Origin of the sequence: Bacillus sp. NPDC094077, from assembly GCF_050279465.1 — a bacterium.
Taxonomy (GTDB): Bacteria; Bacillota; Bacilli; order Bacillales; family Bacillaceae_G; genus Bacillus_A.
Genome location: NZ_JBNNUF010000004.1, coordinates 319,345 through 344,297 on the forward strand (window position 1 = coordinate 319,345; position 24,953 = coordinate 344,297).

Annotated in this window: 27 protein-coding genes and 1 other annotated feature; of the genes, 21 read left to right on the top strand and 6 right to left on the bottom strand. The window is 35.6% G+C overall.

The window, feature by feature from the left end; all coding sequences use genetic code 11:
- The first annotated feature begins 154 nt into the window (after window positions 1–154).
- Entirely contained in the window at window positions 155–769 is a 615-nt protein-coding gene (locus tag ACQKNR_RS13335) for a DedA family protein (RefSeq protein ID WP_427318337.1), read from the top strand.
- A 56-nt stretch (window positions 770–825) separates the two neighbouring features.
- Here ACQKNR_RS13335 and ACQKNR_RS13340 read toward each other — a convergent pair whose 3' ends face one another.
- A complete protein-coding gene (locus ACQKNR_RS13340) occupies window positions 826–1,602 on the bottom strand; it encodes a hypothetical protein (RefSeq protein ID WP_427318338.1) in 777 nt (258 codons plus the stop codon).
- A gap of 166 nt (window positions 1,603–1,768) precedes the next feature.
- Between ACQKNR_RS13340 and ACQKNR_RS13345 the strand changes: the two genes are divergently transcribed.
- The 9 genes from ACQKNR_RS13345 to ACQKNR_RS13385 all read left to right on the top strand — a co-directional run bounded on the left by ACQKNR_RS13345 (window position 1,769) and on the right by ACQKNR_RS13385 (window position 8,719).
- Window positions 1,769–1,990: a helix-turn-helix transcriptional regulator gene (locus tag ACQKNR_RS13345; RefSeq protein WP_427318339.1), complete on the top strand. Its 222-nt coding sequence runs from the start codon at window positions 1,769–1,771 to the stop codon at window positions 1,988–1,990.
- A complete protein-coding gene (locus ACQKNR_RS13350; RefSeq protein ID WP_427318340.1) occupies window positions 1,980–2,687 on the top strand; it encodes a DUF3169 family protein in 708 nt (235 codons plus the stop codon). Before ACQKNR_RS13345 ends, ACQKNR_RS13350 begins: the two co-directional genes overlap by 11 nt.
- Window positions 2,688–2,699: 12 nt before the next feature.
- Complete coding sequence (locus tag ACQKNR_RS13355; protein WP_427318341.1) at window positions 2,700–3,782, top strand: M50 family metallopeptidase; 1,083 nt, start codon at window positions 2,700–2,702, stop codon at window positions 3,780–3,782.
- Window positions 3,783–3,867: 85 nt separating this feature from the next.
- Window positions 3,868–4,008 (top strand): DUF3985 family protein, encoded by a 141-nt coding sequence (locus tag ACQKNR_RS13360; protein WP_000404783.1) that lies wholly within the window; start codon window positions 3,868–3,870, stop codon window positions 4,006–4,008.
- A gap of 249 nt (window positions 4,009–4,257) precedes the next feature.
- A complete protein-coding gene (locus tag ACQKNR_RS13365) occupies window positions 4,258–4,986 on the top strand; it encodes an ABC transporter ATP-binding protein (protein ID WP_427318342.1) in 729 nt (242 codons plus the stop codon).
- Entirely contained in the window at window positions 4,983–5,804 is an 822-nt protein-coding gene (locus ACQKNR_RS13370) for an ABC transporter permease subunit (RefSeq protein WP_427318343.1), read from the top strand. Before ACQKNR_RS13365 ends, ACQKNR_RS13370 begins: the two co-directional genes overlap by 4 nt.
- A 10-nt stretch (window positions 5,805–5,814) precedes the next feature.
- Window positions 5,815–6,585: an ABC transporter permease gene (locus ACQKNR_RS13375; protein ID WP_427318344.1), complete on the top strand. Its 771-nt coding sequence runs from the start codon at window positions 5,815–5,817 to the stop codon at window positions 6,583–6,585.
- Between the two features lie 14 nt (window positions 6,586–6,599).
- Window positions 6,600–7,283, top strand: coding sequence for a response regulator transcription factor (locus tag ACQKNR_RS13380; protein WP_427318345.1), 684 nt, complete (start codon window positions 6,600–6,602; stop codon window positions 7,281–7,283).
- A complete protein-coding gene (locus tag ACQKNR_RS13385) occupies window positions 7,280–8,719 on the top strand; it encodes a sensor histidine kinase (RefSeq protein ID WP_427318346.1) in 1,440 nt (479 codons plus the stop codon). The genes ACQKNR_RS13380 and ACQKNR_RS13385 overlap by 4 nt, the downstream gene beginning before the upstream one ends.
- Before the next feature lie 182 nt (window positions 8,720–8,901).
- On the opposite strand, the gene ACQKNR_RS13390 is transcribed toward ACQKNR_RS13385, so the two are convergent.
- Window positions 8,902–9,288 carry a DUF3938 domain-containing protein gene (locus tag ACQKNR_RS13390; RefSeq protein WP_427318347.1) on the bottom strand — a complete coding sequence of 129 codons (387 nt, stop codon included), beginning with the start codon at window positions 9,286–9,288 and terminating at the stop codon, window positions 8,902–8,904.
- 341 nt (window positions 9,289–9,629) lie between these two features.
- Window positions 9,630–10,523, bottom strand: a complete 894-nt coding sequence (locus ACQKNR_RS13395) for a YitT family protein (protein WP_427318348.1) — start codon at window positions 10,521–10,523, stop codon at window positions 9,630–9,632.
- Window positions 10,524–10,799: 276 nt separating this feature from the next.
- Between ACQKNR_RS13395 and ACQKNR_RS13400 the strand changes: the two genes are divergently transcribed.
- From ACQKNR_RS13400 to ACQKNR_RS13425, 6 genes are all read left to right on the top strand, one after another.
- The gene (locus ACQKNR_RS13400) at window positions 10,800–11,084 is read left to right on the top strand and encodes a hypothetical protein (protein ID WP_000394930.1); all 285 of its coding nucleotides are present in this window, start codon (window positions 10,800–10,802) and stop codon (window positions 11,082–11,084) included.
- A gap of 28 nt (window positions 11,085–11,112) precedes the next feature.
- On the top strand, window positions 11,113–11,895 hold the full coding sequence (locus tag ACQKNR_RS13405; protein WP_427318349.1) for a membrane protein insertase YidC: 783 nt from the start codon (window positions 11,113–11,115) through the stop codon (window positions 11,893–11,895).
- 125 nt (window positions 11,896–12,020) lie between these two features.
- Window positions 12,021–12,836: a hypothetical protein gene (locus ACQKNR_RS13410; protein ID WP_427318350.1), complete on the top strand. Its 816-nt coding sequence runs from the start codon at window positions 12,021–12,023 to the stop codon at window positions 12,834–12,836.
- A gap of 337 nt (window positions 12,837–13,173) precedes the next feature.
- Window positions 13,174–13,410 (top strand) — a binding site (T-box leader).
- 65 nt (window positions 13,411–13,475) lie between these two features.
- The gene (locus ACQKNR_RS13415) at window positions 13,476–14,789 is read left to right on the top strand and encodes an APC family permease (protein WP_427318351.1); all 1,314 of its coding nucleotides are present in this window, start codon (window positions 13,476–13,478) and stop codon (window positions 14,787–14,789) included.
- Between the two features lie 110 nt (window positions 14,790–14,899).
- On the top strand, window positions 14,900–16,084 hold the full coding sequence (locus ACQKNR_RS13420) for an MFS transporter (protein ID WP_427318352.1): 1,185 nt from the start codon (window positions 14,900–14,902) through the stop codon (window positions 16,082–16,084).
- 80 nt (window positions 16,085–16,164) lie between these two features.
- Window positions 16,165–16,347, top strand: coding sequence for a hypothetical protein (locus tag ACQKNR_RS13425; RefSeq protein ID WP_427318353.1), 183 nt, complete (start codon window positions 16,165–16,167; stop codon window positions 16,345–16,347).
- Window positions 16,348–16,375: 28 nt separating this feature from the next.
- Here the strand turns inward: ACQKNR_RS13425 and ACQKNR_RS13430 are convergent, their stop codons facing one another.
- A complete protein-coding gene (locus tag ACQKNR_RS13430) occupies window positions 16,376–17,134 on the bottom strand; it encodes a TrmB family transcriptional regulator (protein ID WP_427318354.1) in 759 nt (252 codons plus the stop codon).
- 188 nt (window positions 17,135–17,322) lie between these two features.
- On the opposite strand from ACQKNR_RS13430, the gene ACQKNR_RS13435 reads away from it, so the two are divergent.
- The 4 genes from ACQKNR_RS13435 (at window position 17,323) to ACQKNR_RS13450 (ending at window position 21,225) form a co-directional block, all read left to right on the top strand.
- Entirely contained in the window at window positions 17,323–19,323 is a 2,001-nt protein-coding gene (locus ACQKNR_RS13435; protein ID WP_427318355.1) for a methyl-accepting chemotaxis protein, read from the top strand.
- A gap of 77 nt (window positions 19,324–19,400) precedes the next feature.
- On the top strand, window positions 19,401–19,703 hold the full coding sequence (locus ACQKNR_RS13440; RefSeq protein WP_001018862.1) for an MTH1187 family thiamine-binding protein: 303 nt from the start codon (window positions 19,401–19,403) through the stop codon (window positions 19,701–19,703).
- A 48-nt stretch (window positions 19,704–19,751) separates the two neighbouring features.
- Window positions 19,752–19,997 carry a YusU family protein gene (locus ACQKNR_RS13445; RefSeq protein ID WP_002145027.1) on the top strand — a complete coding sequence of 82 codons (246 nt, stop codon included), beginning with the start codon at window positions 19,752–19,754 and terminating at the stop codon, window positions 19,995–19,997.
- 310 nt (window positions 19,998–20,307) lie between these two features.
- Entirely contained in the window at window positions 20,308–21,225 is a 918-nt protein-coding gene (locus ACQKNR_RS13450) for a proline dehydrogenase family protein (protein WP_071712714.1), read from the top strand.
- A 22-nt stretch (window positions 21,226–21,247) separates the two neighbouring features.
- Here ACQKNR_RS13450 and ACQKNR_RS13455 read toward each other — a convergent pair whose 3' ends face one another.
- Both ACQKNR_RS13455 and ACQKNR_RS13460 read right to left on the bottom strand, forming a co-directional pair.
- Window positions 21,248–22,087 carry a D-alanyl-D-alanine carboxypeptidase family protein gene (locus tag ACQKNR_RS13455; RefSeq protein ID WP_427318356.1) on the bottom strand — a complete coding sequence of 280 codons (840 nt, stop codon included), beginning with the start codon at window positions 22,085–22,087 and terminating at the stop codon, window positions 21,248–21,250.
- Window positions 22,088–22,184: 97 nt separating this feature from the next.
- Window positions 22,185–22,331, bottom strand: a complete 147-nt coding sequence (locus ACQKNR_RS13460; protein WP_001096347.1) for a YuzL family protein — start codon at window positions 22,329–22,331, stop codon at window positions 22,185–22,187.
- A gap of 238 nt (window positions 22,332–22,569) precedes the next feature.
- Between ACQKNR_RS13460 and ACQKNR_RS13465 the strand changes: the two genes are divergently transcribed.
- On the top strand, window positions 22,570–24,951 hold the full coding sequence (locus ACQKNR_RS13465) for a 3-hydroxyacyl-CoA dehydrogenase NAD-binding domain-containing protein (RefSeq protein WP_427318357.1): 2,382 nt from the start codon (window positions 22,570–22,572) through the stop codon (window positions 24,949–24,951).
- Window positions 24,952–24,953 lie beyond the last annotated feature (2 nt).

Below are 24,953 nucleotides of genomic sequence, written 5' to 3' on the forward strand. Positions count from 1 at the left end.
AAATGATAATAGATATAAGCAAATAGAGAACAGAAAACTTTGGTGTTAGCCTTACAAAAATGTAATAAAAATGTAAGCTATTGCGATAGTTATTTCGACATTTTTTTTATACAATAATAGTAAGAAGTTGTACGTGATTGAAGGGAGAGATGACATGGAATGGGTTCATGAATTATTTCAGCAGTACGGGTACTATGTTGTACTTGTCGGTTTGCTGTTAGAATATATTGCGCTTCCGTTTCCGGGAGAACCAACATTAGCATATGCGGGGTTTTTAGCACAGAAGGATCATTTAAGTTTACCGATTTTAATTATTTTATCCTTTATTGGGACGAGTGTAGGAATGACGATTCAATACTTTTTAGGAAATAAATTAGGTATGCCGTTTGTTCAAAAATATGGGAAATACGTCTTTTTAACACAAAGAAAAATCGACTTAACAAGAATGTGGTTTGATAAGTATGGGTACTTCCTGATTTTTATCGGTTTCTTTATTCCTGGTGTACGCCATTTTACAGGATACTTTGCAGGAATCATTAATTTACCATTCCGTCGTTTTGCGATTACAATTTATTCAGGTGCTCTATTTTGGGTATCATTCTTCTTAATCAGTGGTTATTGGTTAGGTGGAAACTTACATGATATTTTTGGAGTGCTAGAAGATCATATCGGTAAAATTATTCTTGGAGTTATTGTTATCGTAGCAATTACGTTAGGCATTCGTTTCCGTAAGCAGCTAAAACGAGTCTTCTTACAAAACGCAAGTTAATATGGAATCCATTCTATGTCAGAATTTAGGAAGGCAGTGCAAAAGCACTGCCTTTTTTATTTTATTTTCCAGTTTGTTTTTATCTTTCCTTCGATACCGTAACCGATCACTACTATATAATATGTTCCCGTTTTATTAGCTGAAAGTTCGTATGTGTCGTTGCTTAGTTCTGAAAGGGTTTCATATTTATTAAATTCACTAGAAAAGTAAGTGCCATAACCTTGATAGGCGCTATTTTCGGTAATAAGGAAATTTACGTTAACTTCAACTGTTTCTCCTTTTTTTACATGAATAGGTATTTTATGTGTGCCGTTAAAATATGAGAAATTCGCTTCAAATGTATTTTTTGTACGGTGCTCAACCCATTGTTCTTTTTGAGTAAAATCAATAGAGCATATTGCAATGAGTAAAATAGGAATGATAATAGCGGTTGTATATCGAAACCATTTTGATTTATTTACTATGCAGGTACATAAATAAAAGAAAAGTGAACAGAGTGCCCCCACAGATCCCATTATGAAAGTTACGATTACATCTCCCCCATTGTATATATGCAATGGAAGGAAGAATAAGTAACCACATAAAATATAAAGCAAAATTGTTCTTGGCGTGCTATTATGTTTTGAATTTAATTTATCAATTATAACCGAGCATAAGATCGCGTAGAAGAACAGAAGGTAAAACCAAAAATTATACAAAAATCCAATTACGTATTCAGATGTTTTAAAGAAATTCATATCTCCAATAAAGAAAAATAATAAAAAAGAAAAAAAGAGAGAACAGGCCGCTGAAAATTTAATAAGAGCATAAGAAAAAATCATTTTTTTATCCATGAGGCACCTCAATTATGTAGTTCTTAAAAAATATTATATATGTTATATCTAGCATAATATATATAATGTTTTTTGACATATATCCACGTCATAATGACAATTATAATTGACAATAATAAGGATATTATTTACAATTTTAATTAAATAAATGAAAAAGAGGGAAGACATGAAGCTTCAAAATCGAGTGAGGGAATTGCGAGCAAAGCATCGTTTATCACAGGGGGATTTAGGGAAAGCGATTGGCTCATCACGGCAAACCATTAGTTTAATTGAGCGTGGAGATTATGCGCCATCTATTGTATTGTCGTTAAAAATCGCACACATTTTCAATGTACCGGTGGAGGAAATATTTACGTTAGTAGAGGGGGAAGAGGAAGATGGAGAGTAAACTAAAAAAACAATTTAATCTTTTGGGGAAGTTTTTATTAAGTATGATAGGTGGCTTTTTTGCATCTTTTATAGCTTTAGACATACTTTCGGATGAACCGAGAAAATTATCACCCAATATATTAATAGGTGTGTGTACTATATTTGGAATCGTAATGATTTATTATGCTTGGAAGAATACACGTATGTTAGCTACGGTGCGTGACGAAGAAGAGAGTGTACAAGGTAGAAAATTAGGAATTGTAATTATGTATTTACGTGTAGGTGATATCGTTACGCGGGCATGGTTTGTATATGCGATTATTACATGTCGACGTGCACTGTTGCATGATGCAAATGTTTCATTTGCAGTGTTTAATTTAGTAGCTTCTATTGCCTGTTTAACTATTGTAGTAATTATCGGGAATATAACAAAAAATCTTTATAATAAGTTATACCCTGAGCAAGGTGTAACATATATGGAATCGATGAAAATGTGGACGAAGAACGCAGATGAAGGGTTAAAGCAGATCGTGCATGAGGCTGGATATAAAGCGTATGAATTTACGAATACAGTACTGGCATATGCATGGTGGGCTGCCGTTATATATACAGCGGCTAGTAATATCAATTTCGTGTTGCTTGGCTTAATCTCGTTTATTTGGATATTGCATATTGGAAAATTCATGTACGAAATGCAGAGAAAAATGATTTATTAAGGGGAGAAAAAGGTGGATATTTTAAGAAGGCCAGCTGGTTCACTGACAGTGGCGCTAATTCTGTCCATTTTATACGGGGTAATCCGAACTGGGAAATTAGAAATAATGTTGAACATATGGGCAGTAGTCGGAATTTTGTTATTGGTGTTAGCCATTCATGAGCTAGGACATGTAGTATTTGGTTTAATAAACGGTTTTAAATTTAAATTTATGACAGTAGGGCCTATCACTGTTCAAAAAGAGAAGGGGAAAGTACGCATTCGAGAAAATAAATTGTGGATGTACTTTGGTGGCGTCGCAATGTTAGTACCACTTTCTACAGTGACACCGAACCTTTCGAAAAAATGGGCGTGGATGACTTTAGGTGGACCGATTACAAGTTTACTATTTGGTATTACTTCAGGTTACATATATATGGTGAGTTATTATCAATACCTTTTATATTTTTCCGTTTTCCACTTTGTGATTTTTGCAGCTACAATCGTGCCGATAAAAGGAACACTTATGAGCGATGGTATGCAATTTCTTATTTTAATTAAAGATGATGAAAAAGCTAAGCAGCATGTATATACGATTCAAGTATCGAGTGAGCTTTTTAGTTACAAAAGGCCGAAAGATTGGGATGAGAGATTAGTAGAACTTAGTGAGGAAAAAATAAAAGAGAATAAAGGGATAAGAGAGATAGTGAGTGGACTTATGCTCGTCTTTTATGCACGAGCTGATCAAGAGGGAATGGAAAGAGCGATGCCTTATGTAGAACAAATTGTTCAACTACCTGTAACGAAAGAAAATAAATTTTTCGTTAGTAGCTTTCATAGTTGGTATCTTTTATATAAAGTTCTTTATCAGAAGGAAAGTCTTTCATTGCAGGAAGCGAAGGAACATGCAAAGGCAATTATAAAAATGGACTTACATGGATATTACCGTACACAAGGAATCCTCAAATATTTAGAGAATGATGTGGAAACTTGCCGAGTTTATATGAAGAAAGCAGATAAAGAATTGAAGAATAGTGAAAAGAGTGGAATGGGATTTTTCCAACTAGAGAGAGAATGGTTTGAACAGTTGAAAGAGAGGGTATCTTACGACGGGTGAGGTATCCTCTTTTTTCTATGTCATCTTATTCGATTTCATAAAAAGTGAAGTACAGGTAGAATGAAAGGGATAGGAGGGAATACATATGGAAATTTTAACGATTATTTTGATAGTCCTGCTTATTTATGCTGTTTTTAAAGTAGCATATGTAGCATTAAAAATACTCGCGATCCTATTAGTTATCTTTTTAATCGTAGAGTTTGGCAGTAAGTTGCTTGGGGGATAGGGTATGTTGTGCGTTTAGGTTGTCGAAGAATGTCGGTAAATCGATATGTTGTGTCGAACCGTCGATATAATGAAAAAACAGCCGATATAAGTGGAGAAATGATCGATATATTTGGAAAATCGTTGATATATTTTAGTAAATACCAATTGGGGTATGTGGAAAAGAAGTTGCTATAAGTGCAACTTCTTTTTATTTGTTTATAAATTGTTTATTTTTAATGCCTATTCTAGTGGCAAGGAGGCGATAAGAATGAAAAAAGCGGTTTTAGAAGTAAGAGATGTGACGAAAAGAGTGAAGGGAAGAACGTTGCTAAGTCATATGTCTTTTTCTGTTTATAAAAATGAAATTTGTGGTTTTGTTGGGCCGAATGGTTCAGGGAAGACAACCCTTATTCGAACGATTATGGGGTTAATTCGACCCAATGAAGGGGAAATCTTAATTAATGACATTAGCGTACAAAAAGATCGAGAAGAAGCTCTTCAGCATGTAGGTGCAATTGTAGAAGCACCTATTTTCTTCCCGTATATGTCAGGGCGAAAAAATTTACGGAACTTAGGTAGGATTACGTTACATACTGGCGGAGAAGTTCTTGAAAAAAAAGTTCAGCAAGTGTTAGAAATTGTCGGTTTAGAAAATCGTGCTGACGATAAAGTTGGTACGTATTCGTTAGGGATGAAGCAACGTCTAGGGATTGCACAGGCGCTTCTTGGGGATCCAGATTTTATCATTTTGGATGAACCGTCTAATGGATTAGATCCAGTTGGAATTAAGCAACTTCGTAAAATTGTACTCGATTTACAGCGTGAGAAGGGCATTACTTTTTTCATTTCTAGTCATTTAATTCGTGAATTGGAGCTTATGTGTGATTCATGGGTCATGATTCGAGAAGGGGCACTGATATGGCGGGGAACGACGGAAGAGTTGCAAGGTAGGAATAAAGAATTAGAAGACATTTTCGTGGAGATGATGAGCTCATGATGATGTTAGTACGCTCGGAATGGGAGCGGCTTTGGGCGAAGAAAGTAACATGGCTTTGTTTTTTGATGATACCAGTGATGTTACTTGGGGCTGCGAAGTACCATATTGGGCATAATCAATCTATTGCAAAAACAGCTGCAGATTACACGTACACCAATACATTTCCTTATATGGGGCTCGTGGAAATGCTTATTAGTGTGGTTAATCTTATTTTACTCGTGACAATGACCCTTATGGTTTCTAATGAGTATTATAGCGGACAAATGAGGATGGTATTACAGCGTAGTTATACGTATCGGCAAATTCTATTTGGAAAAATGATTGTATTGTCTATAATGATGGCTTTATTTTTTCTTTTATATTTTATTTGTAGCTATGTAATTGGTTATATCTATTTTGATTTTAATCCCAATGTTTTTCTTTTTTATTATGGGAAACCGACGAATAGTGGAATAGAAGTGATTTTATATACATTGAAATATTATGGAATGGCGTACATTACGATCATTTGCATGCTTAGTGTTTTTATGACAATAACAGTACTTAGCAAATCTACAACAAGTGCAATTGCGTTTGGAATAGGATTCGTTCTCTTTTCTTTTGTCGTTCCAGAAATCGTACAAAATTTTATAGCAGATAATAAAGTACTGTATGTACAGTATTCATCAATTATATATTTGCAAGCTCGTGGGATTGCTTTGTCACTTGCGGCACGGGGAGAGATGATTTATTTCTTTCTACTTATATTAATTATTTACACAGTGCTTGCTAATTTTATTACGTTTTTCTTATTAGGAAAGAAAGATCATTTTGTGTGAGGTGAGTAAAGTGAAGCAGTTAATGATAAGTGAATTTGAAAGGTTATTTTCTCGGAAAAAGACAAAAGTTATGTTATTTCTTTTTATATTGGCTCTTATAGGTGACGCGATTTTTCTTGATTATGGGGAATTAGCGATTTATAACAGGGATGGTGCTTGGGAAACATTAAGTCAGCTGAATTTTCAAGTTATGTTGATGAAAGAGGTTAATCCTATTTTAGCTTTGTTAATCTTTCCGATTTTATTTGTTGATAGCTTTAATGGTGAACGTTCTTCTGGGGCTTATCGTCTTGTTTGTATAAGGCCAGTTAGGAGAATGAAATTACTTTTTGCGAAATGGCTAACTCAGTTCCTGATTGCAACGATGTTTTTACTGCTTACTTTTATCGTTGGATATGTATATGGGAGGTTGTATATCCCATCAGCTGAGTATACGACGTTTTTGCATCCAGAGATAAAATATGATGCTGTGGAAGCATTTATGTATACACTGAAGTACTATGCAGCATTTGTTTTTATTACAGCAACCATTCTACTATTAGCGAGTTTCGTTAGTTTATGGATGCCGAATGTTGTTCTTTCTTACTTTGGGACAATTGGGATATTATTTGGAGCATTGTATTTTGATAATACGCTTTCGTACTTTATAGTGACAGGTCAAGAAGTGATTCGTATATTGAGTAATGAATATTCCATATTCTACCTTATGAATGGTACAATTTTAGTAGTTTGTATGTTATTCAGTTTTATAACGTGGAGAACGAAAGACTTGTATGAATAAAGGGGAGAATGACCGTGGCAGAGACAATTTTAGTTGTTGATGATGAGGAAGATATTTTAACGTTTATTACAGATAGTCTTGCTATGGAAGGGTATCATGTGAGGAAGGCTTTAGACGGACGGGAGGCGTTATGTCAATTAGATGATGACGTTAGTTTAGTTTTACTTGATGTAATGCTTCCTGATATGAATGGATTTGAAGTGTGTGAAAAAATTCGTAAACGGCAAACGTGTCCTATTTTATTCGTAAGTGCTGATAGTCGAGAACAGTCACGCATTGAAGGGTTAATGATCGGTGGAGATGATTATATTAATAAACCATTTAGTTTGAAAGAACTAAAGGCAAGGATCATTGCAAATTTACGCCGTACGTCGAATATGCAAGGCGATAAGCATGTGATGAGATACGGCAATATTTTAATTGATTTGCAAGGTTATGAAGTGGTAGTAGGAAATCAAATCGTACATTTTACAAAGAAGGAATTTGAAGTTGTAAAAATGCTTGCGCTTCACTCTGGACAAATATTAACGAAAGAACAGCTTTTTGAAAAGATTTGGGGTTACGATAGTGAAAGTGATGTTTCTACTATTGTTGAGCATATGAAAAAAATTCGAACAAAGCTTAGTATGTATGATAAAGAGCATACTTATATCCAAACTGTGTGGGGGATTGGATATAAGTGGAGTGTGCAGAGATGATAGAGAAGCTACGGATAAAACAGCAACTAGTTGTTGGCTTTTTAATTATTTTAATTGGAAGCATAGTACTCACGATTTTGACGGCAATTGGTGGATGGTATTGGTTAATGACTGGTGATTCGGAGAAAGTGCTGCCAGCGAATCATTATCAAAATCAAATTCCTGCTATAGAAAAATATATTAAAGGAAAAGAAGATCTTTTATTAAATGAAAGTGAAAAGGAGCAGCTAGAAAAGATTATTCCTTTGAAGGGAATTCAATATCAAGTTGTAAATAAGAAAGGTGAAATTCTGTACGGTACATATACAAAAGGGGTTATAACGGAGCAAAATCCAATTTTAAATGTAATTAATAGAAATACTCATGAGGAAAATGATGTTATTACAAATTATATTCCGTTAATTGATAAAGAGGGCAACTTGCAAGGAGCGGTTGGTTTAAACTATCGTTTAGCTAGTTCGGCGACTTCTCTTGTTAATGAGATTATAATAATTTTATTTTTGAGTTCTCCGTTTCTGTACATTACAATTTTGTCCTATGTTATTTCTAACCGAATGGGAAAAAGAATAAAGAAACCGCTAGCTGAACTATCACAGGCTTCAAAAAGAATTCAAGAGCAGGATCTAGATTTTCATTTAGAATACAATGCTCAAAATGAAATTGGTGAATTAGTCGGTTCGTTTGAAAATATGCGCGCAGCATTAGCTACTAGTTTGTCACGGCAATGGGAGTTAGAAGAAGAAAGAAGAGAGTATATTAGAGCTATTTCTCATGATTTAAAAACACCGTTAACGATTGTGCAAGGCCATACAGAGGGTTTGCAAAGTGGCTTATGGAAAAATGAAGACTTGTTACATCGGTATTTACAAACGATTGAACGAAATACAAACAGAATGACAAAACTTCTTGAGGAGTTTCAAACAGTAAATGAGTTAGAAAGTTTCTCGTTTCAATTACGTTTAAATAAAGTGCATATAAATCTATTCTTTCTTAAAAAACTAGAAGAATATGAATGTATAGCTAAGAAAAAAGAGATTGAGTGGGACGTTACCTTTGAAAATAATGAGGGTATACAGAGCTTAGTATTTGATCAAGAGCGAATTAGTCAAGTAATGGATAATATCGTAATGAATGCGGTTCGGTTTACACCTGTGTCAGGAAAGATACTTGCTAAAGTATGTACTTGGACCGACGCGATAGAATTTCATGTATATGATTCAGGACCTGGTTTTCAAGAAGGAGATTTGCAAAAGGTATTGCAACGTTTTTATCAGGAAGATCAGTCACGTTCAGGAAGTAAGGAGCATTTTGGACTCGGGTTATATATTGCAAAGACAATTGTTGAGAAGCATGGCGGCAAAATACAGGTGGAAAATAGCAAGGTGCGAGGCGGAGCACATGTTTCGTTTCGAATTCCAAGTGGGGTATATAGGTAGGAGTTGAGTATCGAAGACTGTCGGTAAATCGATATCCCATGTCGAAACGTGGATATAATGAAATAATTGCCGATCTAAGTGAAGAAACGATCGATATATTTGAAAAATCGCTGATATATTCCAAATAATACCAATGAGGGTATGCAAACAGATCTAAAAAAGCTGGAAGAATATCTTCCAGCTTACGAGTTACTTTCAATTTGTTGACCACTGTCTTCTTCGTGATCTTGTAATAGGTTGAATACGTCTGCTAGGCAGAATGCAATAAACCAAGTCCATAGACCGTGGAAGAAAGCTGAGCTTAATTGAAGTGGTAATGTATAGTTTGTCATTGAGTAGGAAATACATCCGCCAACGATTCCGATCATTGTTAATAACATTGTTTTTTGAGCATTTTCTTCTGGATTGAAAAGGAAGAAAATGTATCCACCTAAAATTGAAGCGCTTACAAGTGTTTCGATTCCATTAAAGATGATATTCTCTCCTAGCTGAGTGTTTGTCCAGAAGCAGATTACGCCGCCGATGATGGCAAACAAGATAGCTATTGTATATCGTATATATTGATTCATATGTTCATCTCCCTATGTAATAAGATGATTTGGAAGTCAAAAAGGTAGGTATAGTATATTGAAGTGAATTTTAGTTGTACGTATCTTTTTATAAAAAGATCAGTGAAGAATAACTAAGATGATCGGCTTTTTTAAAACCGTTACGTGTATGGTGTCTGAAATATACCCGACTTCTCGTTTCTTTTTGCTTATAATAATAAGAGAAACTTCCAAGTCTATATACTTTTTTTGTAAATCTAATTTTATTATAACATATTTAGTGACACAATAATAGAATTATCTGATTTTGTAATAAGTGTAAAAAATAAAAAGCGCAAGGAATTGTAGTTCCTTGCGCTTTTTTATATACGTTTGAAACGTCCAACAATTTCAACGGTTTCAGTAATATTCATAAATGCTCGATTATCTACTTGGCGAATGATACGTTTCATTTCGCCTAACTCGTAGCGAGTTACGACAGTGTAAATCATTTTTTTCTTATGGTTTGTATAGCCGCCGACCGCATCTACCATTGTCACCCCGCGTATGCCGTGATGTAGTAGTGCGCTTTTTATTTCCTCGCCTTTTTCTGTAATTGTCATTATCGTTAATTTAATATGTTTCGTATGCACAGCGTCAATGACTTTGCTGACTACAAACCGGCTAATTAACGTATAAAGTGTAATATCCCATCCGAAAATAAAACCTGCTGCAACAAGTAAGATTAAGTTGAATCCAAATATGATTGCTCCAATTGAAACATCACGATATTTCGCTACAATTAATCCAACAACATCAAAACCACCTGTTGAAGAAGCAAATCGGAATATAATTCCTGATGCTGCTCCGCAGATTACACCACCGAATACAGAAGATAATAAAATATCGTCTGAAACTTGATGTACCGGGATAATATTCATCGCTAAAGATGATACAGCGACGAAGTATGCTGTTAAAAAGGTTGTCTTCTTACCTAAATAAAAGTGACTTAAAATAAGAAGAGGAATGTTTAGTAAAAAGATAAGTGCACCGATATTGTAGTGCATTAAATAACCGATAATCATCCCTACACCAGCGAATCCACCACTAATCATATTATGCGGGATAAAGAACATATTCATCGAAATTGCATACAAAATAGAAGCTATAAAAATAACAACCAACTGTATGATAAATTCTAGGTGAAATGTTTTAGCTGCTGGGAAGGATAAAAAGGCGGTGTCGGGAACGTAATCGGCGTCTCCTAGTTGACCCATAGTATGTTTCATCTCCATATTCATTTTTGATTACAAGAAGAGAATAAAGCTTTTTTCAAAAACTGGCAATAGTTTTATTATAATGCGAAAATTTTATAAATTTCTAATAAATCAAGCCTATTCAAAGATGTGTGTGAATATACTAAAGAAAGCGAATACATTGATTTTCTAGCATAGTTTTTTTGAGAAAATATGCAAAATTCTTTTTTGAAAATAAAAGGAAATAGAGAATGTTTGTTGAATGTGCTAAAATGACTTTATTAAGGATGTGAAGCGATGGAATTTTTATTGCAGGATGCAATTCTATATATATCGTTTGTAACGACGGCGCTTTGTTTATTAGAAGTCTTTTTTCTTGCTAATGTTTCTCGCTTTGTGCGTCAGCAAGCATCGAGCGGTAGACAAAGAGCTTTTGCGTTAGTTGATACATGTGAAGATAGCGCAGGAAATGTACCGCTATTTTCTATTTTTTATAAATATGGAATGATTCGTTCTGTACGCAGACAAGAATCAAGTGAAGAGAATGACGAGGTCGGTCCGTATACACCAATGTTTCGCTAAATAATTACGAAACATTGGAGGAATGAACATGTTAAAATCATACCGAGCTAGGCTCATTAGTTTATCATTATTACTTGTTTTTGTTTTATCTGGCTGCAGTAATGCAGGTACAATAGATTCACATAGTACGGGAATTTGGAACCATTATTTCGTATATCCAATCTCGTATATGATTCAATTTGTTGCTCATCATATACCTGGAGCTAGCTTCGGGATTGCCATCATTATCATGACGCTCGTTATTCGTTCAGCAATGATTCCATTAGCTGTTTCACAATATCGTAGCCAAGCGAAAATGAAAAAAATGCAACCTGAATTGCAGAAGCTAAAGAAAAAATACGGTGATGTGAGCAAAGATCTTGAAAAACAAAAGCAGTATCAAAAAGAAATGTCAGAACTAATGAAATCAGGCGGTTGGAATCCACTTGCTGGTTGCTGGCCGATCTTTATACAAATGCCAATTTTCTCTGCTTTGTATTATGCGATTAGCCGAACAGAAGAGATTCGCACATCTTCATTTTTATGGGTGAACTTAGGACATGCAGATCCATATCATATATTACCGATTATTGCAGCGTTCACAACGTTTATTCAGATGAAAGTTTTCCAATCGAATACAACACCTGGAGAACAAGTACAGATGCTAAAAGTGCAGCAAATTATGATGCCGGCGATGATTCTATTTATGGGATTTGCGGCACCGTCAGGACTTGTGTTGTATTGGATTACAGGTAACTTATTTACAATGACGCAAACAATTGTATTAAGAAAAATAATGGAACGTGAAGAATTACAATTACAAAAAGCTTAAAAAACCGCTCGTGATGAGCGGTTTTTTTATTTAAATCGTTAAGGGAATTTTAAGAAACCAACATTACTATAGGGATTGTATACGAAAGTGTACATGTCTTAGAAATATGAAGGAGGAAATTTCCTATGAAGAAGAAAACAGTTGGGTATTTAGCAATTGCAGGTGCTTTATCATTTGGAATTATAGGGGGAGTGGGTGTACCAGCATTTGCGGCAACGAATACTCCAGCAGCTGAGCAGCCTACAAAAACTGCGAAGAAGGATTTAGATGACGCTACAAAACAAAAAGTAAAAACGATTATGGGCGATACAAAGAAACAGTTACAGGAATTAGGCGTGAAATTGCCAGAGAAGGGCAAACACAAAGAGATGTTTGCAGGATTAGATGATCAGGTGAAAGAAAAAGCGAAGACAATTTTCGAGCAAGAGAAATCTGGAAAACTAACACGTGAGCAAGCGCAAGAGGAATTAACCAAGTTAGGTGTGAAATTGCCAGAGAAGGACAAACACAAAGAGATGTTTGCAGGATTAGATGATCAGGCGAAAGAAAAAGCGAAGTCAATTCTAGAGCAAGAGAAGTCAGGGGAATTAACACGTGAACAAGCACAAGAGGAATTAACAAAACTAGGCGTGAAATTGCCGGAGAAAGGTAAGCATAAAGACATGCTTGCAGGATTAGATGAAGCAACAAAAGAAAAAGTGAAGTCGATTTTTGAGCAAGAAAAGTCAGGGAAACTAACTCATGAGCAAGCAAAAGAAGAACTAACAAAGCTAGGTGTAAAACTTCCAGAGAAAAAGAAGCATGAAGACATCCTTGCGGGATTAGATGATCAGACGAAAGAAAAAGCGAAAGCAATTTTAGAAAATGAAAAGAAACAATTAGAGGAATTAAATGTGGATCTTCCTCACCATAAATTTTTTATGGAAAAAGAAGATAAATAATTGAGTTATGCTGTATCTTTCGTAAGGGCAACCGAAAGGTACATATGCGAGAGGCTATCTTTGAGATAGCCTCTTCTTATTGTTGTCGTTTTTTGTTGGTAAGTCGATATTCCTTGTCGAATCGCCGATATAATTTGATATGCGGTCGATATATTTGAAAAATCGTTGATATAATTTCCTTTACGATTACACTGCTCCAAAGATATAAGGGGATTAGAGAAAATAAGTAGCTTCTGTTATAATATAAGAAGAGAGATATTTCTTATGTTATATAAAAAAATATATTGATTTTTTCTAACAATTCAATATAATGAACAATAACTACAAAATTCGACATCAAGAAGTGATGATGAGGACATGATCAATTTTTTACGATTCTCAGAGAGGGAAGCCTTTGGCTGTGAGCTTCCTAATACGGGGAAATCGATTACCACCTCTGAACTGCAGCAGTGAACGGATACCTAGTAATTGCTTGCCGGCAAAAACCGTTATTTAGACTTGAGAAATTGGTGAAGTGTATAACTTTACGAATTGAAACAAGGGTGGAACCACGAATATAACACTCGTCCCTTTTTTAGGGAGGAGTGTTTTTTTATTTCATTTTTGCATCACACTAGAATTGGAAGGAGGATACGCAGCATGCATCATGATGAGAAGAACAAAATTGGCTTAACAGTTGCACTTTCTATTGTAGTAGGAACGATTATTGGATCTGGTGTGTTTATGAAACCAGGGAGCGTATTAGATTACTCGGGGAGTTCTAATATGGCTATTCTTGCTTGGGTAATTGGTGGTCTGTTGACACTAGCAAGTGGTTTAACAGTGGCTGAAATCGGAGCGCAAATCCCAAAAAATGGTGGATTGTATACGTATTTAGAGGAGATTTACGGAAGTTTTTGGGGATATTTATCAGGCTGGATGCAAACGATTGTGTATGGACCAGCTATTATTGGAACATTAGGTTTGTACTTTAGCTCTTTAATGATTAATTTTTTCTATTTAGATAAAGTATGGAATTTACCAATCGCAATTGGAACAGTTGTGTTTCTAGGCATTGTAAATAGTATGGGAACAAAATATGGAGGTATCGTCCAAACAATCACGACAGTTGGGAAGATGATTCCGATTATATTAATTGTTGTATTAGGTTTTTGGAAAGGGAATAGTGATATCTTTAACGTAGTTGTGCCAATATCAGAAAATCAAAGTATCGGTATGGCAATTTTAGCAACGTTATTTGCTTATGACGGATGGATTTTACTTGCTTCTATTGGCGGTGAAATGAAGAATCCGACGAAATTATTACCGAAAGCAATGACAGTTGGGATTTTAATTGTAACAGCTGCTTACGTATTAATTAACTTAGCGTTATTAAATGTATTACCAGCAGCGAAAATTGTAGATCTTGGAGAAAATGCAACAGCGACAGCTGCGGGTATGTTACTTGGAGAATACGGCGGGAAAATTATTAGTATCGGTATTATCGTTTCTATTTTCGGTTGTTTAAATGGAAAGATTTTAACGTTCCCACGCATTCCGATGTCGATGGCAGAGCGTGGACAACTTCCATTCTCTAAGTTTATTGCAAAGGAAAACCCAAGATTTAAAACGCCAGCAAATGCGATTACTGTTGAAATCATTTTAGGAATTATTTTAATGATTATTAGTGATCCGAATAAGCTATCTGAGATTTCCGTATTCATTATTTATATTTTCTATGTAATGACGTTTATTGGTGTCTTCATTTTAAGAAAGCGCAATAAGAATAAAGAGCGTGCGTATAGTGTACCGTTATTCCCAATCGTACCAATTGTTGCGATTTTAGGTTCGTTCTTTGTAATTGGTAGTGCGATTATTAACGATCCGGTAAGTTGTTTCTTATCAATTGGAATTGTCTTTACTGGACTGCCAGTGTATTGGTATTTAAATAAGAAGAAAGAAACTGGAGTTTAATAATTAGGAGGCAGGCGTATAATGCGCCTGCTTTTTTCATTGTAAAAAAATTGTACTTGTTTTCAATTTCTATTTTGGTTACTATAGTCGTAGTAACCAAAATAGAAAGCGTGGGGAAAGACTTGAATTTTCGTGTGTATATTTTAGCTATCGCGGCTTTCGTAGTCGGAACGGTTGAGCTAATTATAGGAGGAACGCTTGATTTAGTTGCCAATGATTTAGGTGTATCGATTAGCGCAGCTGGTCAGCTTATAACAATATTTTCAGTAGTATTCGCTTTATCAGGTCCAGTTTTATTAGCAGTAACAGGAAAGTTTGAAAGAAAAACATTATATATTGGAGCATTATCGATTTTCTTAATCGGAAATATCGTTTCAGCATTTAGTGTGAATTACGGGATGCTAATGTTCTCGAGAGTAATTTGTGCAGCGAGTGGATCGCTTATTATTGCACTATCGGTAACACTTGCTTCTAGTGTAGTAGAACCGCATTTTCGTGCGCGTGCAATTGGAATCATTTTCATGGGGATTAGCGGATCACTCGTACTTGGAGTACCGCTCGGTCTTGTGCTCGGAAATGCATACGGATGGCGTGCGCCATTTGTATTAATTTCGATATTAACAGTTATGGCAATTGCTTGTATTTCATTATTCTTAACGAAAGTACCAGCGACATCAGTATTATCAATAAGAGAACAAATTGCTACTTTAAAAGATAAAAAAATTGTAAGTGCACAGTTAACATCATTCTTATTTTTAACGGGTCATTTAACACTATATGCATATTTAACGCCGTTTTTAAAAGATGTGATGCACGTTGAAGCAAACTGGATTAGTGTGTTTTACTTTATTTTCGGAATCGCAGCAGTAATCGGCGGTGGCTTCGGTGGATGGCTTGCTGATAAATGGGGATCGAAGAAAAGTATTATCTCGATTATTATCGTATTTGCATGTGCAATCTTTATGTTGCCAATGATGACATTCTCATTCCCGCTGTTCATTATTATGATGGGACTTTGGAGTATGCTGAGCTGGGCTATTTCACCAGCACAACAAAACTATTTAATTGAAATTGCACCAGAGTCGGCTGGTATTCAGCAAAGTTTAAATAACTCTGCACTTCATTTAGGAATTGCACTCGGTTCAACAGTAGGCGGAGTTGTTATTGAAAAATCATCTGTTATATATAACGCTTGGGTAGGCGGCGGCTTTATTATATTAGCACTGCTTTGTGCAATTTTCTCGATTACGAGAGGACGTTCTACTCAGTTTGCAAAAGAAGAATCTATCGTTTGATAGGTTCTTTTTTATTTGTGAAATAATTGCAGGTTTTAGTAGAGGGATGGAGAAGGGTGTATATAGCGAGGTGATAGAAAATGATGTCTAATTTCTCGATATTTGGTATAATCCTTACACTACTACCGATATTTGTAGTCGTTTTTATTTTAAGATGGATTCGTTTCATCTATCAAAATTCTGAGAAACAAGTGGAGCAAAATGAGAAGATTATTGAGCTATTGATGGAGATAAAGGAACAAAACGAAAAGGAGCCTAGGTGAATAACTAGACTCCTTTTTTATTAGCCAATTAATACCTCAACTTCATCAACAAACCCTTAATTTCTTCATCCTGCATAAAGAGATCATGGTGCTTCTCTGTAATCTTCGCAAGTGCAACGTCATGATAGAAGAATTCTGTAAAGAACTTCACGAAAGGCTGCGACATTGTTTTCATCGCTTGCCATGATTCTTGCTCTACACCAGCGAATAAAATTTCTCGGTCGTCAACGATGAGTAGTAAGTAGCGCTCTAATGCGTTAGGTTCTTCAGTTGGGATTAGAAAATGCATGTTTTCTAAGTCCGTTTCTACTTTTCCGACTATGAGGGACTCGATTTGGACGCCTTGTTTTGCTTTTTGTTCTAATAAAGGAAGATATTCTAAAAGAGTATCATTCCAAGCTGAAATTCGGATAGATCTTGTAGCACCTTCTATCAGTTCCTTACTTTGCACTTTAATAGAAGATTGCATTTTCAAACTCCACACACGATCATCAGTAAATGATTTTTTCGATATATTCGTTTCTAGTTCTTTAATATTTGATTGGAATTCTGTCGTTAATTTTTCAATTGCTAGCTTTAGTGGTAATGCTGTATACAGTTTTTTCTTTTCTGAAACAGAATCCATTACCATTCCTTTATCGATTAGGCGTGCTAACACTTCATATATTTTTGCTTTTGGAACACCAGAGTGTTTCACAATTGTTGTAGCATCTAATGGTTCGTTGCTTGATACGACAACTTCATAAGCTTGGCTTTCATATTGTGAGAAACCGAATTTTTGTAACATAGTTCCCTCCGAACGAATGAGATTATATAGTTTAAGGATAATGAACTATTTGTTTTTGCACAAGTGGTAGTAGGTTTTCTATGTGAATAGAAGTGCGAATTAATTTCAATTTTTTAACTTTATCCATTATACTTAATATAGTGATTAATATGATTGTAATACAATGAGAAGGGGATGCTTGGGGGAAGATGTTGAGAAGTTTACGTTTAAAAATTGCGGTAGTATTTTCGGTGCTTATTTCTATGATGTTTGTCATATTAGGTGCCGCTGTGTATCAGTTGCAAAAAGAGAAAGAAACGCACTCCTTAGATCAGTATTCTCAAAATACGATGGATCTTGTGACAGAGCAGTTAACTGCATTTATGCAGCGAATTGAAGAAGATATGGGCCATTATGGAAGTCATGATGATATTCAAAACATGTTACAAGATGGAGTTACTCCAGAAGAAGAGAGCTTTATTTTAAAAGAATTTTCAAGATTTAAAAAGAATCATCCTGATATTTTAGATGTATACATTGGGACGAAAGATAAAAAAACGTTGAGTGCAAATCTTGCTGACGGAGGAAAAGTACCTGAAGGATATGATCCAACAAGTCGTTCGTGGTATAAAACATCAGAAGCAGATACAAAATCGATTATTTGGGGACAACCACAATATGAAATCGCGACAGGTAAGTTAAGTATTGGAGTTTCAAAAGCCATTGTCGGACAAGATGGCTCCGTATTAGGGGTAGTAGCAATGGATGTATCACTAGGAACGATTCAAAAGTTACTCCATAATATTCAATATAATAATGGCGGAGAAATGTTTATTGTAAATGATAAAAATATTGCCATTGTATATCCAGAGAAAGTAGGAAAAGATGTTTCAAAAGAACCACTTGTAAAAAGTTTGAATAAAGATGAAACGAAATTTGCGGTGACGACATTAGATGGAAAAGATGTAGTAGCCTATAGTCAAGTGTTTGATCAGATGAAATGGAAAATTGGGATTGTTTATCCGAAAGAGTCAATTGATAACTTACTCGTAGAAACAAGAAATACAGTTATAGTGATGGCATGTATTAGCTTATTAGTTGGAATCGTAGCTTCATACTTGTTCTCAAGAAGATTAGCAAGGCCGTTACAATTATTAACGAACCACGTTCAAAAAGTAGCAGAAGGCGATTTAACATTGCAAATGAAAGTGACAAGTAAAGATGAGGTCGGAGAGCTTACGAATCATTTTAATCATATGGTTGAGCAAATGAATGAAATGGTAAGTAAAATTAAAAATAGTGTATCAACGGTGCAACAATCAACGAATAATCTACATTATTTAACGAATGAAACTGTGGCAGCTAGTAGAGAAGTGTCAGGTGCAATGGATGATGTGAGCGGGGGAGCTTCTACTCTTGCTAATAGTGTAGATGAAGTTTCAGCGCAGCTCGAGAATATGACGCAATCAGTGGAACAAATGAATAGCTCCGTTAGTGAAATCAAAGGAGTGACCGGCAAAGCAGAAGAGGCATCTAAGCAAGGATTAAATACAATGCGGAATTTAGTTCGTACAAGAGGGGAATCATCTTCGATTGTTGTTCATACAGAGGAAGCATCTGGTAAGTTAGAGCAAAGAGTCGGATCGATTCAAAATGTTGTAGAGCTTATAAAAGGTATTTCTGATCAAACGAATTTACTTGCTTTAAATGCTTCGATTGAAGCAGCGCGTGCAGGTGAGCAAGGTAAGGGCTTTGCTGTTGTCGCTGAAGAAGTTCGAAAGTTAGCAGAACAATCGAAAGAGGCAACAGAGGAAATCGCAACGATGATTGGAGATGTACAATTAGAAGTAAAACGAGTTGTAGAGGTCGTAAGCAAATTGAAAGATATAGCGGATGTGCAAAATAAAGTGACGACAGAGGCAGAAACAGAATTCCGCATAATTATGTCAGTTGTAAATACGATTAGTACTTCAGTTGAAAAAATTATAGAAGAGGTAAATAATATAGGTCACGAGCAAGGAGAAATTACAGAGGTAATGCAAACAATTGCTGGTACGAGTCAAGAAAGTGCAGCGGTTTCTGAGGAGGTAAATGCAGCGACTGAGTCACAGGTTAATCATCTAGAAAAGGTAGCTCATACAATGGAAAGCTTGACAGAGCATATGCGGGACTTAGAAAGATTAGTCGAGCAGTTTAAAGTAGAAGAATAACAAGTATGTAAAATGATAAAGATTTTGGTAAAATAGACAATGGATATATAAGAAGTAATTATAGGAGGAAGACTACTATGGCAATTGTTGATGTATCGATTATTCCAGTGGGAACAGGTAATCCAAGTGTTAGTGAATATGTAGCAGAAGTACAAAAGGTGCTAGAGAAAAATGCTGATCGCGTGAAGTATCAATTAACACCGATGAATACAGTTATTGAAGGAGATCTTCCTGTCATTCTCGAAGTAATTCAACAAATGCATGAAGTTCCATATACGAAAGGTGCACAGCGCGTTGCGACAACAATTCGTATCGATGATCGTCGTGATAAAGTAAGCACAATGGAGAAGAAATTAAACTCTGTTCGATCAAAATTATAAGAAAAAGCAGCGATCTTCGCTGCTTTTTTCATATGGGAGGGAAATAAGATGAGTGAAAAATTTAATGAGCAATTTGACGGATTGCTAGAGAAATACACGGAACTATTACTAGGAGAAAGTAATGAAGAACGAAAAGAGCAGGTGCAAAAATGGGCACTTTATTCTTACATTGCTAAGACGATGCCAGCTTTAGTGAAGCATTGGAATGAGACGTATCCAGATGCGAAAGAAGAGATGGTACAATTAATTACGAATATTAAAAAGTTAAATGATGAGAAGCGAAATGAGAAGTAAAAAAGCTTGAGATGATGTTACTTCAAGTTTTCTTTATTAATATCCTCATATAATTTACATGGAATATAAAGGGTTTTATGAGCATGTCGAATATTTTCGACATGCTCATTTTTTTCTTAGTAAACTCGATTTTTCTAAATGTCGAAAAATATTTTCTTCATATTTACAAGCGAGAATATAGGGTTTTAAATGTTTTTATAGTATTTTACAAATTATCTAAATAATTATTTGTATCAAATAATTTTAAAGAATGATATAATTTTGAAGAGGGGTAAAAAACAGATAAAGTACAGTCATAGGGGTGAATTACATGGAACAATTAATGCGAAATTCGTTTCTTTTCTTGTCAAAAAATAAAGCGCTAACAAAACTGGCTAAAAAGTACGGTTTGCGCTTTGGTGCAGGTCGCTTTGTCGCAGGGGAGACGATTGAATTAGCGACAGCTGCAATTCAACAATTAAACAAGCAAGGTCTTTGTGTAACAATCGATTATTTAGGTGAATTCGTTGATAATGAAGCAGAAGCAAATGAAATGGCTAACCAATCGATTGAAGCGATCCGTGCAATTGGAAGAGAAGGTCTTGATTCGCAGCTTTCTTTAAAAATGACTTCTATGGGATTAGATATCTCTGATGAAATCGTAATGAACAATATGCGCCGTATTTTAGAAGCTGCAAAAGAAAATGGTGTGTTTGTTACAATTGATATGGAAGATTATACACGCTGTGGGAAAACAATTGATATCTTTAAACAATTAAAATCTGAATACGATAATATTGGTACTGTTATTCAAGCCTATCTATATCGTACAGAAAAAGATATTGAAGACTTAAATGCTTATAATCCTAATTTACGTCTTGTAAAAGGGGCTTATAAAGAACCTGAGGAAGTGGCGTTCCCGGACAAGAAAGATGTAGATGACAATTATAAAAAAATTATTAAAATGCACTTATTAAATGGAAATTATACTGCAATTGCTTCACATGACGAAGCGATTATTGAATATACAAAAAAACTTGCCGAAGAACATAACATTTCAAGGGATCAATTTGAATTCCAAATGTTATTTGGTATTCGTACAGAGCGTCAACTTGAGCTAGTAAAAGAGGGCTATAAAATGCGAGTTTATGTGCCGTATGGAAACGACTGGTATGGTTATTTCATGCGTCGTCTAGCAGAGCGTCCAGCAAACGTTGCGTTCGTATTAAAAGGTATGATCAAAAAATAACCAAGGAGAATATACTCCTTGGTTATTTTAATTGTTGAAATGCATAGTGTGCCATTTTCTTCGTATCAGGATATAGCTGCGTACGAGTAGAAGATAATACAACGTTAATGACGCGTTTACCATCTTTTTCATCCACTGTTACGACCGTATATTTTCCGAGTGCAGATAAACCGCTTTTACTTCCAATCGCATATGGATCGTCATATAGTTCTTCACGGCCATAGTTTGCGATTTTTGGAGAGCGCTCTGAAGTATGTAGTGTTGTGCGCGTTGAATTCATATATTCTAAAACAATTGGATATTTTAATGCTTCTTTCGTAATAATAGCAATGTCATAAGGTGATACTTTATTTCCAAGTGCATCAGCACCGCTTGCGTTTTTGAAAGTCGCATGCTTTGTACCAAGTTCCTTCGCTCTAGCATTCATCATTTTAACAAACTCTTTTTTTGATCCCGCAATATGTTCTGCGATTGACTCAGCGATTGGGTCCGCGCTAATGATAAGCATAAGCTTTAATGCTTCATCACGTTTTAATTTTTCACCTGCGCGTAGCTTAATCTTTGCACTTTGACTTTCTGTTTTAATCGCGTTTTCTGTAATTGTAATTTCTTCATCTTCTTTTACATTCTCTAGTAAGAGAAGAGTTGTCATCATTTTGGCTATACTAGCCGGATAAGACCGTTCATCTTCACGTTTTCCATACAAAATTTCACCTGTGTCTGCATCGATTGTAATCCCATATTGCCCAGTAATGTCAGGTTGATCTGCTCTTACAACTTGTTGCCTATGTGCATAAGAGAAGAAAATCATCCCTGTAAATAATGTGGCGATCATTACAATCATGATTATTGTTCGTTTCATCGTCGTTCCCTCTTTTGTTTTCCATATGTACAAATAAATTGGGCAGAAAAAGCAGCCATTAATCATTATGCCACGTTCTCTGCCCAAAAATATAGCGTTATTTTTCGCCCATATTATGCTTCTTATATTGTTGGTTATTGCCCTGGCGTCCTTTTTCAACACCACGATCAGTTGGACCAGCGTTTCCTGTCACGCTTGCTGCACTAATTCCAGCTTTTGAAGGGTTCTTCTTAAGTTTTGCCATATATATTCCTCCAGTTTCGTCAGATTATAAAAAGGAAAAATGTATTTGAGTGAAGAAAATACACATACAATAGCATGGCCAAATAAAAGAAAAGTATTTATTTCAGAAAATTTTATCAATAAATATATTGCGAAAATTCAAACGTTGTCATATATTTATTAGTAGAGGCTCACTCATTGATTGCGACTTATGTCGAAAAATTGAATGAGCATTCATTCAAGAATAGGGGGAGAATTGGATGTTCCAAATTAAAAAGGCTGCTGTTCTAGGTTCAGGCGTAATGGGTTCAGGAATTGCGGCACACTTAGCAAATATTGGTATTCCGACATTATTGCTTGATATTGTACCACCTGCGCTTACGAAAGAAGAAGAAGCGAAGGGACTTACATTAGAACATAAAAGTGTGAGAAATCGTTTTAGTAATACGGCTGTACAAAAACTATTGAAGCAAAAACCAGCTCCTCTGACAGTGAAAGGTAATCTAGCACTGATTGAAGCAGGTAACTTAGAAGATGATCTTGAGCGTCTTGCTGATGTAGATTGGATTATTGAAGTAGTAGTTGAAAACTTAGATATTAAAAAGAAATTATTTGAAAAAGTAGATGCTGTTCGTAAACCGGGTTCTATTGTTAGCTCAAATACGTCAGGCATTTCCGTTGAAAAAATGGCAGAAGGTCGTTCAGACGACTTCCAGAAACACTTCTTAGGCACACACTTTTTTAACCCACCACGATATTTGAAACTTCTAGAGATAATACCGACGAAAGAAACTGATCCACAAGTATTAAGCTTCATGAAATTATTTGGCGAAGACGTTCTTGGAAAAGGCGTTGTTATCGCAAAAGATACACCAAACTTTATTGGAAACCGCATCGGTACGTACGGCTTGCTTGTAACGCTTCAAGAAATGATTAAACGCGGTTATAGCATTGGAGAAGTTGATTCTGTAACGGGTCCATTAATTGGTCGTCCGAAGAGCGCAACGTTCCGCACATTAGATGTTGTCGGTTTAGATACATTTGTACACGTTGCAAATAACGTATATGAAAATGTACAAGAAGAAGAGCGAGATGTATTTAAAGTACCAGCTTTCATGCATGACATGCTGGATAAAAAATGGCTTGGAAGTAAAACGGGTCAAGGCTTCTTCTTAAAACAAGGAAAAGAAATTTTAGAATTAAATCCTGAAACGATGGAATACGAAGCGCGCAAAAAATTAAAAGCTGCATCCGTAGAGTTAAGCAAGCAAGAAAAAGGATTAGCGAATAAATTGAAAGCGCTTGTATACGCGAAAGACCGCGCAGGAGAGTTATTATGGAACATCATCACACCAACTCTTTTATACTCTGCAAAGCTTCATAAAGAAATTGCTGACGATATCGTGGCAATTGACCAAGCGATGAAATGGGGCTTCGGTTGGGAGCAAGGACCATTTGAAATTTGGGATGCAATCGGTGTTGAAAAGTCCGTTAAAAAGATGGAAGAAAACGGCGTAGTTGTTCCTGTTTGGGTAAAAGAAATGGTAGAGAAAGGTTTTGCTACTTTCTATAAACAGGATAATGGCGATAGCTACTATTACGATAACGGTGAGTATAAGCGAATTGAACGTAATAAAAAAGCAATTTCTCTTAAACAGTTAAAAGAGAAAAATGGTGTATTAAAGAAAAATAGCGGTGCAAGCTTAATTGATTTAGGCGATGGCATCCTTTGCTTAGAATTCCATTCGAAGAGCAATGCAATCGGCATGGATATTACGCAAATGATTAACTACGCTGTTGACGAAGTAGAAAAGAATTATAAAGGTCTTGTTATCGGAAACCAATCAAAGAACTTCTGCGTTGGTGCGAACTTAGCAATGATCTTAATGGAAGCACAAGACGACAACTTCTTTGAAATTGAATTGGTTGTGAAAAACTTCCAAGATGCAATGACGAAAATTAAGTACTCTTCTAAGCCAGTTGTAGCAGCACCGTATGGTATGACGCTTGGTGGCGGTACAGAAGTTTGTTTACCAGCGGCGAGCATTCAAGCTTCTAGTGAAACATATATGGGCTTAGTAGAAGTTGGTGTTGGCTTAATCCCTGGCGGAGGCGGTAATAAAGAGCTATACATTAAACACTTAAATAAAATGGCAAACGGCGTAGAGTTTGATCTACAAAAAGTTGCAAATAAAGTATTTGAATCTGTAGCGATGGCGAAAGTTTCTACGTCGGCACAAGAAGCTGTATCGAACAACTTCTTAGGCGATAAAGACGGTATTAGTGTGAATGGTGATCACTTACTATACGATGCGAAACAAAAAGCGCTTGCTTTATTTGAAGCGGGTTATAAAGCACCGATTCGTAAAAAGATACCAGTTGTTGGTGAAACAGGCTATGCAACGCTTGTACTTGGTGCAGAAGCAATGCATTTATCGGGTTACATTTCTGAATATGATCTTCACATTGCGAAGAAACTTGCATATGTCATTGCGGGCGGAAAAGTACCGTATGGAACAGAAGTTGATGAGCAGTATTTATTAGATGTAGAACGTGAAGCATTTATTAGCTTAGTAAGTGAGATGAAATCACAAGCAAGAATGCAGCACATGCTTGTAAAAGGAAAGCCATTACGTAACTAATA

Excerpts from the sequence above, each read along its gene's own strand:
- ACQKNR_RS13335 (WP_427318337.1), top strand. The coding sequence starts at position 155 with ATGGAATGGGTTCATGAATTATTTCAGCAGTACGGGTACTATGTTGTA.
- ACQKNR_RS13340 (WP_427318338.1), bottom strand. The coding sequence starts at position 1,602 with ATGGATAAAAAAATGATTTTTTCTTATGCTCTTATTAAATTTTCAGCG.
- ACQKNR_RS13345 (WP_427318339.1), top strand. The coding sequence starts at position 1,769 with ATGAAGCTTCAAAATCGAGTGAGGGAATTGCGAGCAAAGCATCGTTTA.
- ACQKNR_RS13350 (WP_427318340.1), top strand. The coding sequence starts at position 1,980 with ATGGAGAGTAAACTAAAAAAACAATTTAATCTTTTGGGGAAGTTTTTA.
- ACQKNR_RS13360 (WP_000404783.1), top strand. The coding sequence starts at position 3,868 with ATGGAAATTTTAACGATTATTTTGATAGTCCTGCTTATTTATGCTGTT.
- ACQKNR_RS13365 (WP_427318342.1), top strand. The coding sequence starts at position 4,258 with ATGAAAAAAGCGGTTTTAGAAGTAAGAGATGTGACGAAAAGAGTGAAG.
- ACQKNR_RS13370 (WP_427318343.1), top strand. The coding sequence starts at position 4,983 with ATGATGATGTTAGTACGCTCGGAATGGGAGCGGCTTTGGGCGAAGAAA.
- ACQKNR_RS13385 (WP_427318346.1), top strand. The coding sequence starts at position 7,280 with ATGATAGAGAAGCTACGGATAAAACAGCAACTAGTTGTTGGCTTTTTA.
- ACQKNR_RS13390 (WP_427318347.1), bottom strand. The coding sequence starts at position 9,288 with ATGAATCAATATATACGATATACAATAGCTATCTTGTTTGCCATCATC.
- ACQKNR_RS13395 (WP_427318348.1), bottom strand. The coding sequence starts at position 10,523 with ATGGGTCAACTAGGAGACGCCGATTACGTTCCCGACACCGCCTTTTTA.
- ACQKNR_RS13400 (WP_000394930.1), top strand. The coding sequence starts at position 10,800 with ATGGAATTTTTATTGCAGGATGCAATTCTATATATATCGTTTGTAACG.
- ACQKNR_RS13405 (WP_427318349.1), top strand. The coding sequence starts at position 11,113 with ATGTTAAAATCATACCGAGCTAGGCTCATTAGTTTATCATTATTACTT.
- ACQKNR_RS13410 (WP_427318350.1), top strand. The coding sequence starts at position 12,021 with ATGAAGAAGAAAACAGTTGGGTATTTAGCAATTGCAGGTGCTTTATCA.
- ACQKNR_RS13415 (WP_427318351.1), top strand. The coding sequence starts at position 13,476 with ATGCATCATGATGAGAAGAACAAAATTGGCTTAACAGTTGCACTTTCT.
- ACQKNR_RS13425 (WP_427318353.1), top strand. The coding sequence starts at position 16,165 with ATGATGTCTAATTTCTCGATATTTGGTATAATCCTTACACTACTACCG.
- ACQKNR_RS13430 (WP_427318354.1), bottom strand. The coding sequence starts at position 17,134 with ATGTTACAAAAATTCGGTTTCTCACAATATGAAAGCCAAGCTTATGAA.
- ACQKNR_RS13435 (WP_427318355.1), top strand. The coding sequence starts at position 17,323 with ATGTTGAGAAGTTTACGTTTAAAAATTGCGGTAGTATTTTCGGTGCTT.
- ACQKNR_RS13440 (WP_001018862.1), top strand. The coding sequence starts at position 19,401 with ATGGCAATTGTTGATGTATCGATTATTCCAGTGGGAACAGGTAATCCA.
- ACQKNR_RS13445 (WP_002145027.1), top strand. The coding sequence starts at position 19,752 with ATGAGTGAAAAATTTAATGAGCAATTTGACGGATTGCTAGAGAAATAC.
- ACQKNR_RS13450 (WP_071712714.1), top strand. The coding sequence starts at position 20,308 with ATGGAACAATTAATGCGAAATTCGTTTCTTTTCTTGTCAAAAAATAAA.
- ACQKNR_RS13455 (WP_427318356.1), bottom strand. The coding sequence starts at position 22,087 with ATGAAACGAACAATAATCATGATTGTAATGATCGCCACATTATTTACA.
- ACQKNR_RS13460 (WP_001096347.1), bottom strand. The coding sequence starts at position 22,331 with ATGGCAAAACTTAAGAAGAACCCTTCAAAAGCTGGAATTAGTGCAGCA.
- ACQKNR_RS13465 (WP_427318357.1), top strand. The coding sequence starts at position 22,570 with ATGTTCCAAATTAAAAAGGCTGCTGTTCTAGGTTCAGGCGTAATGGGT.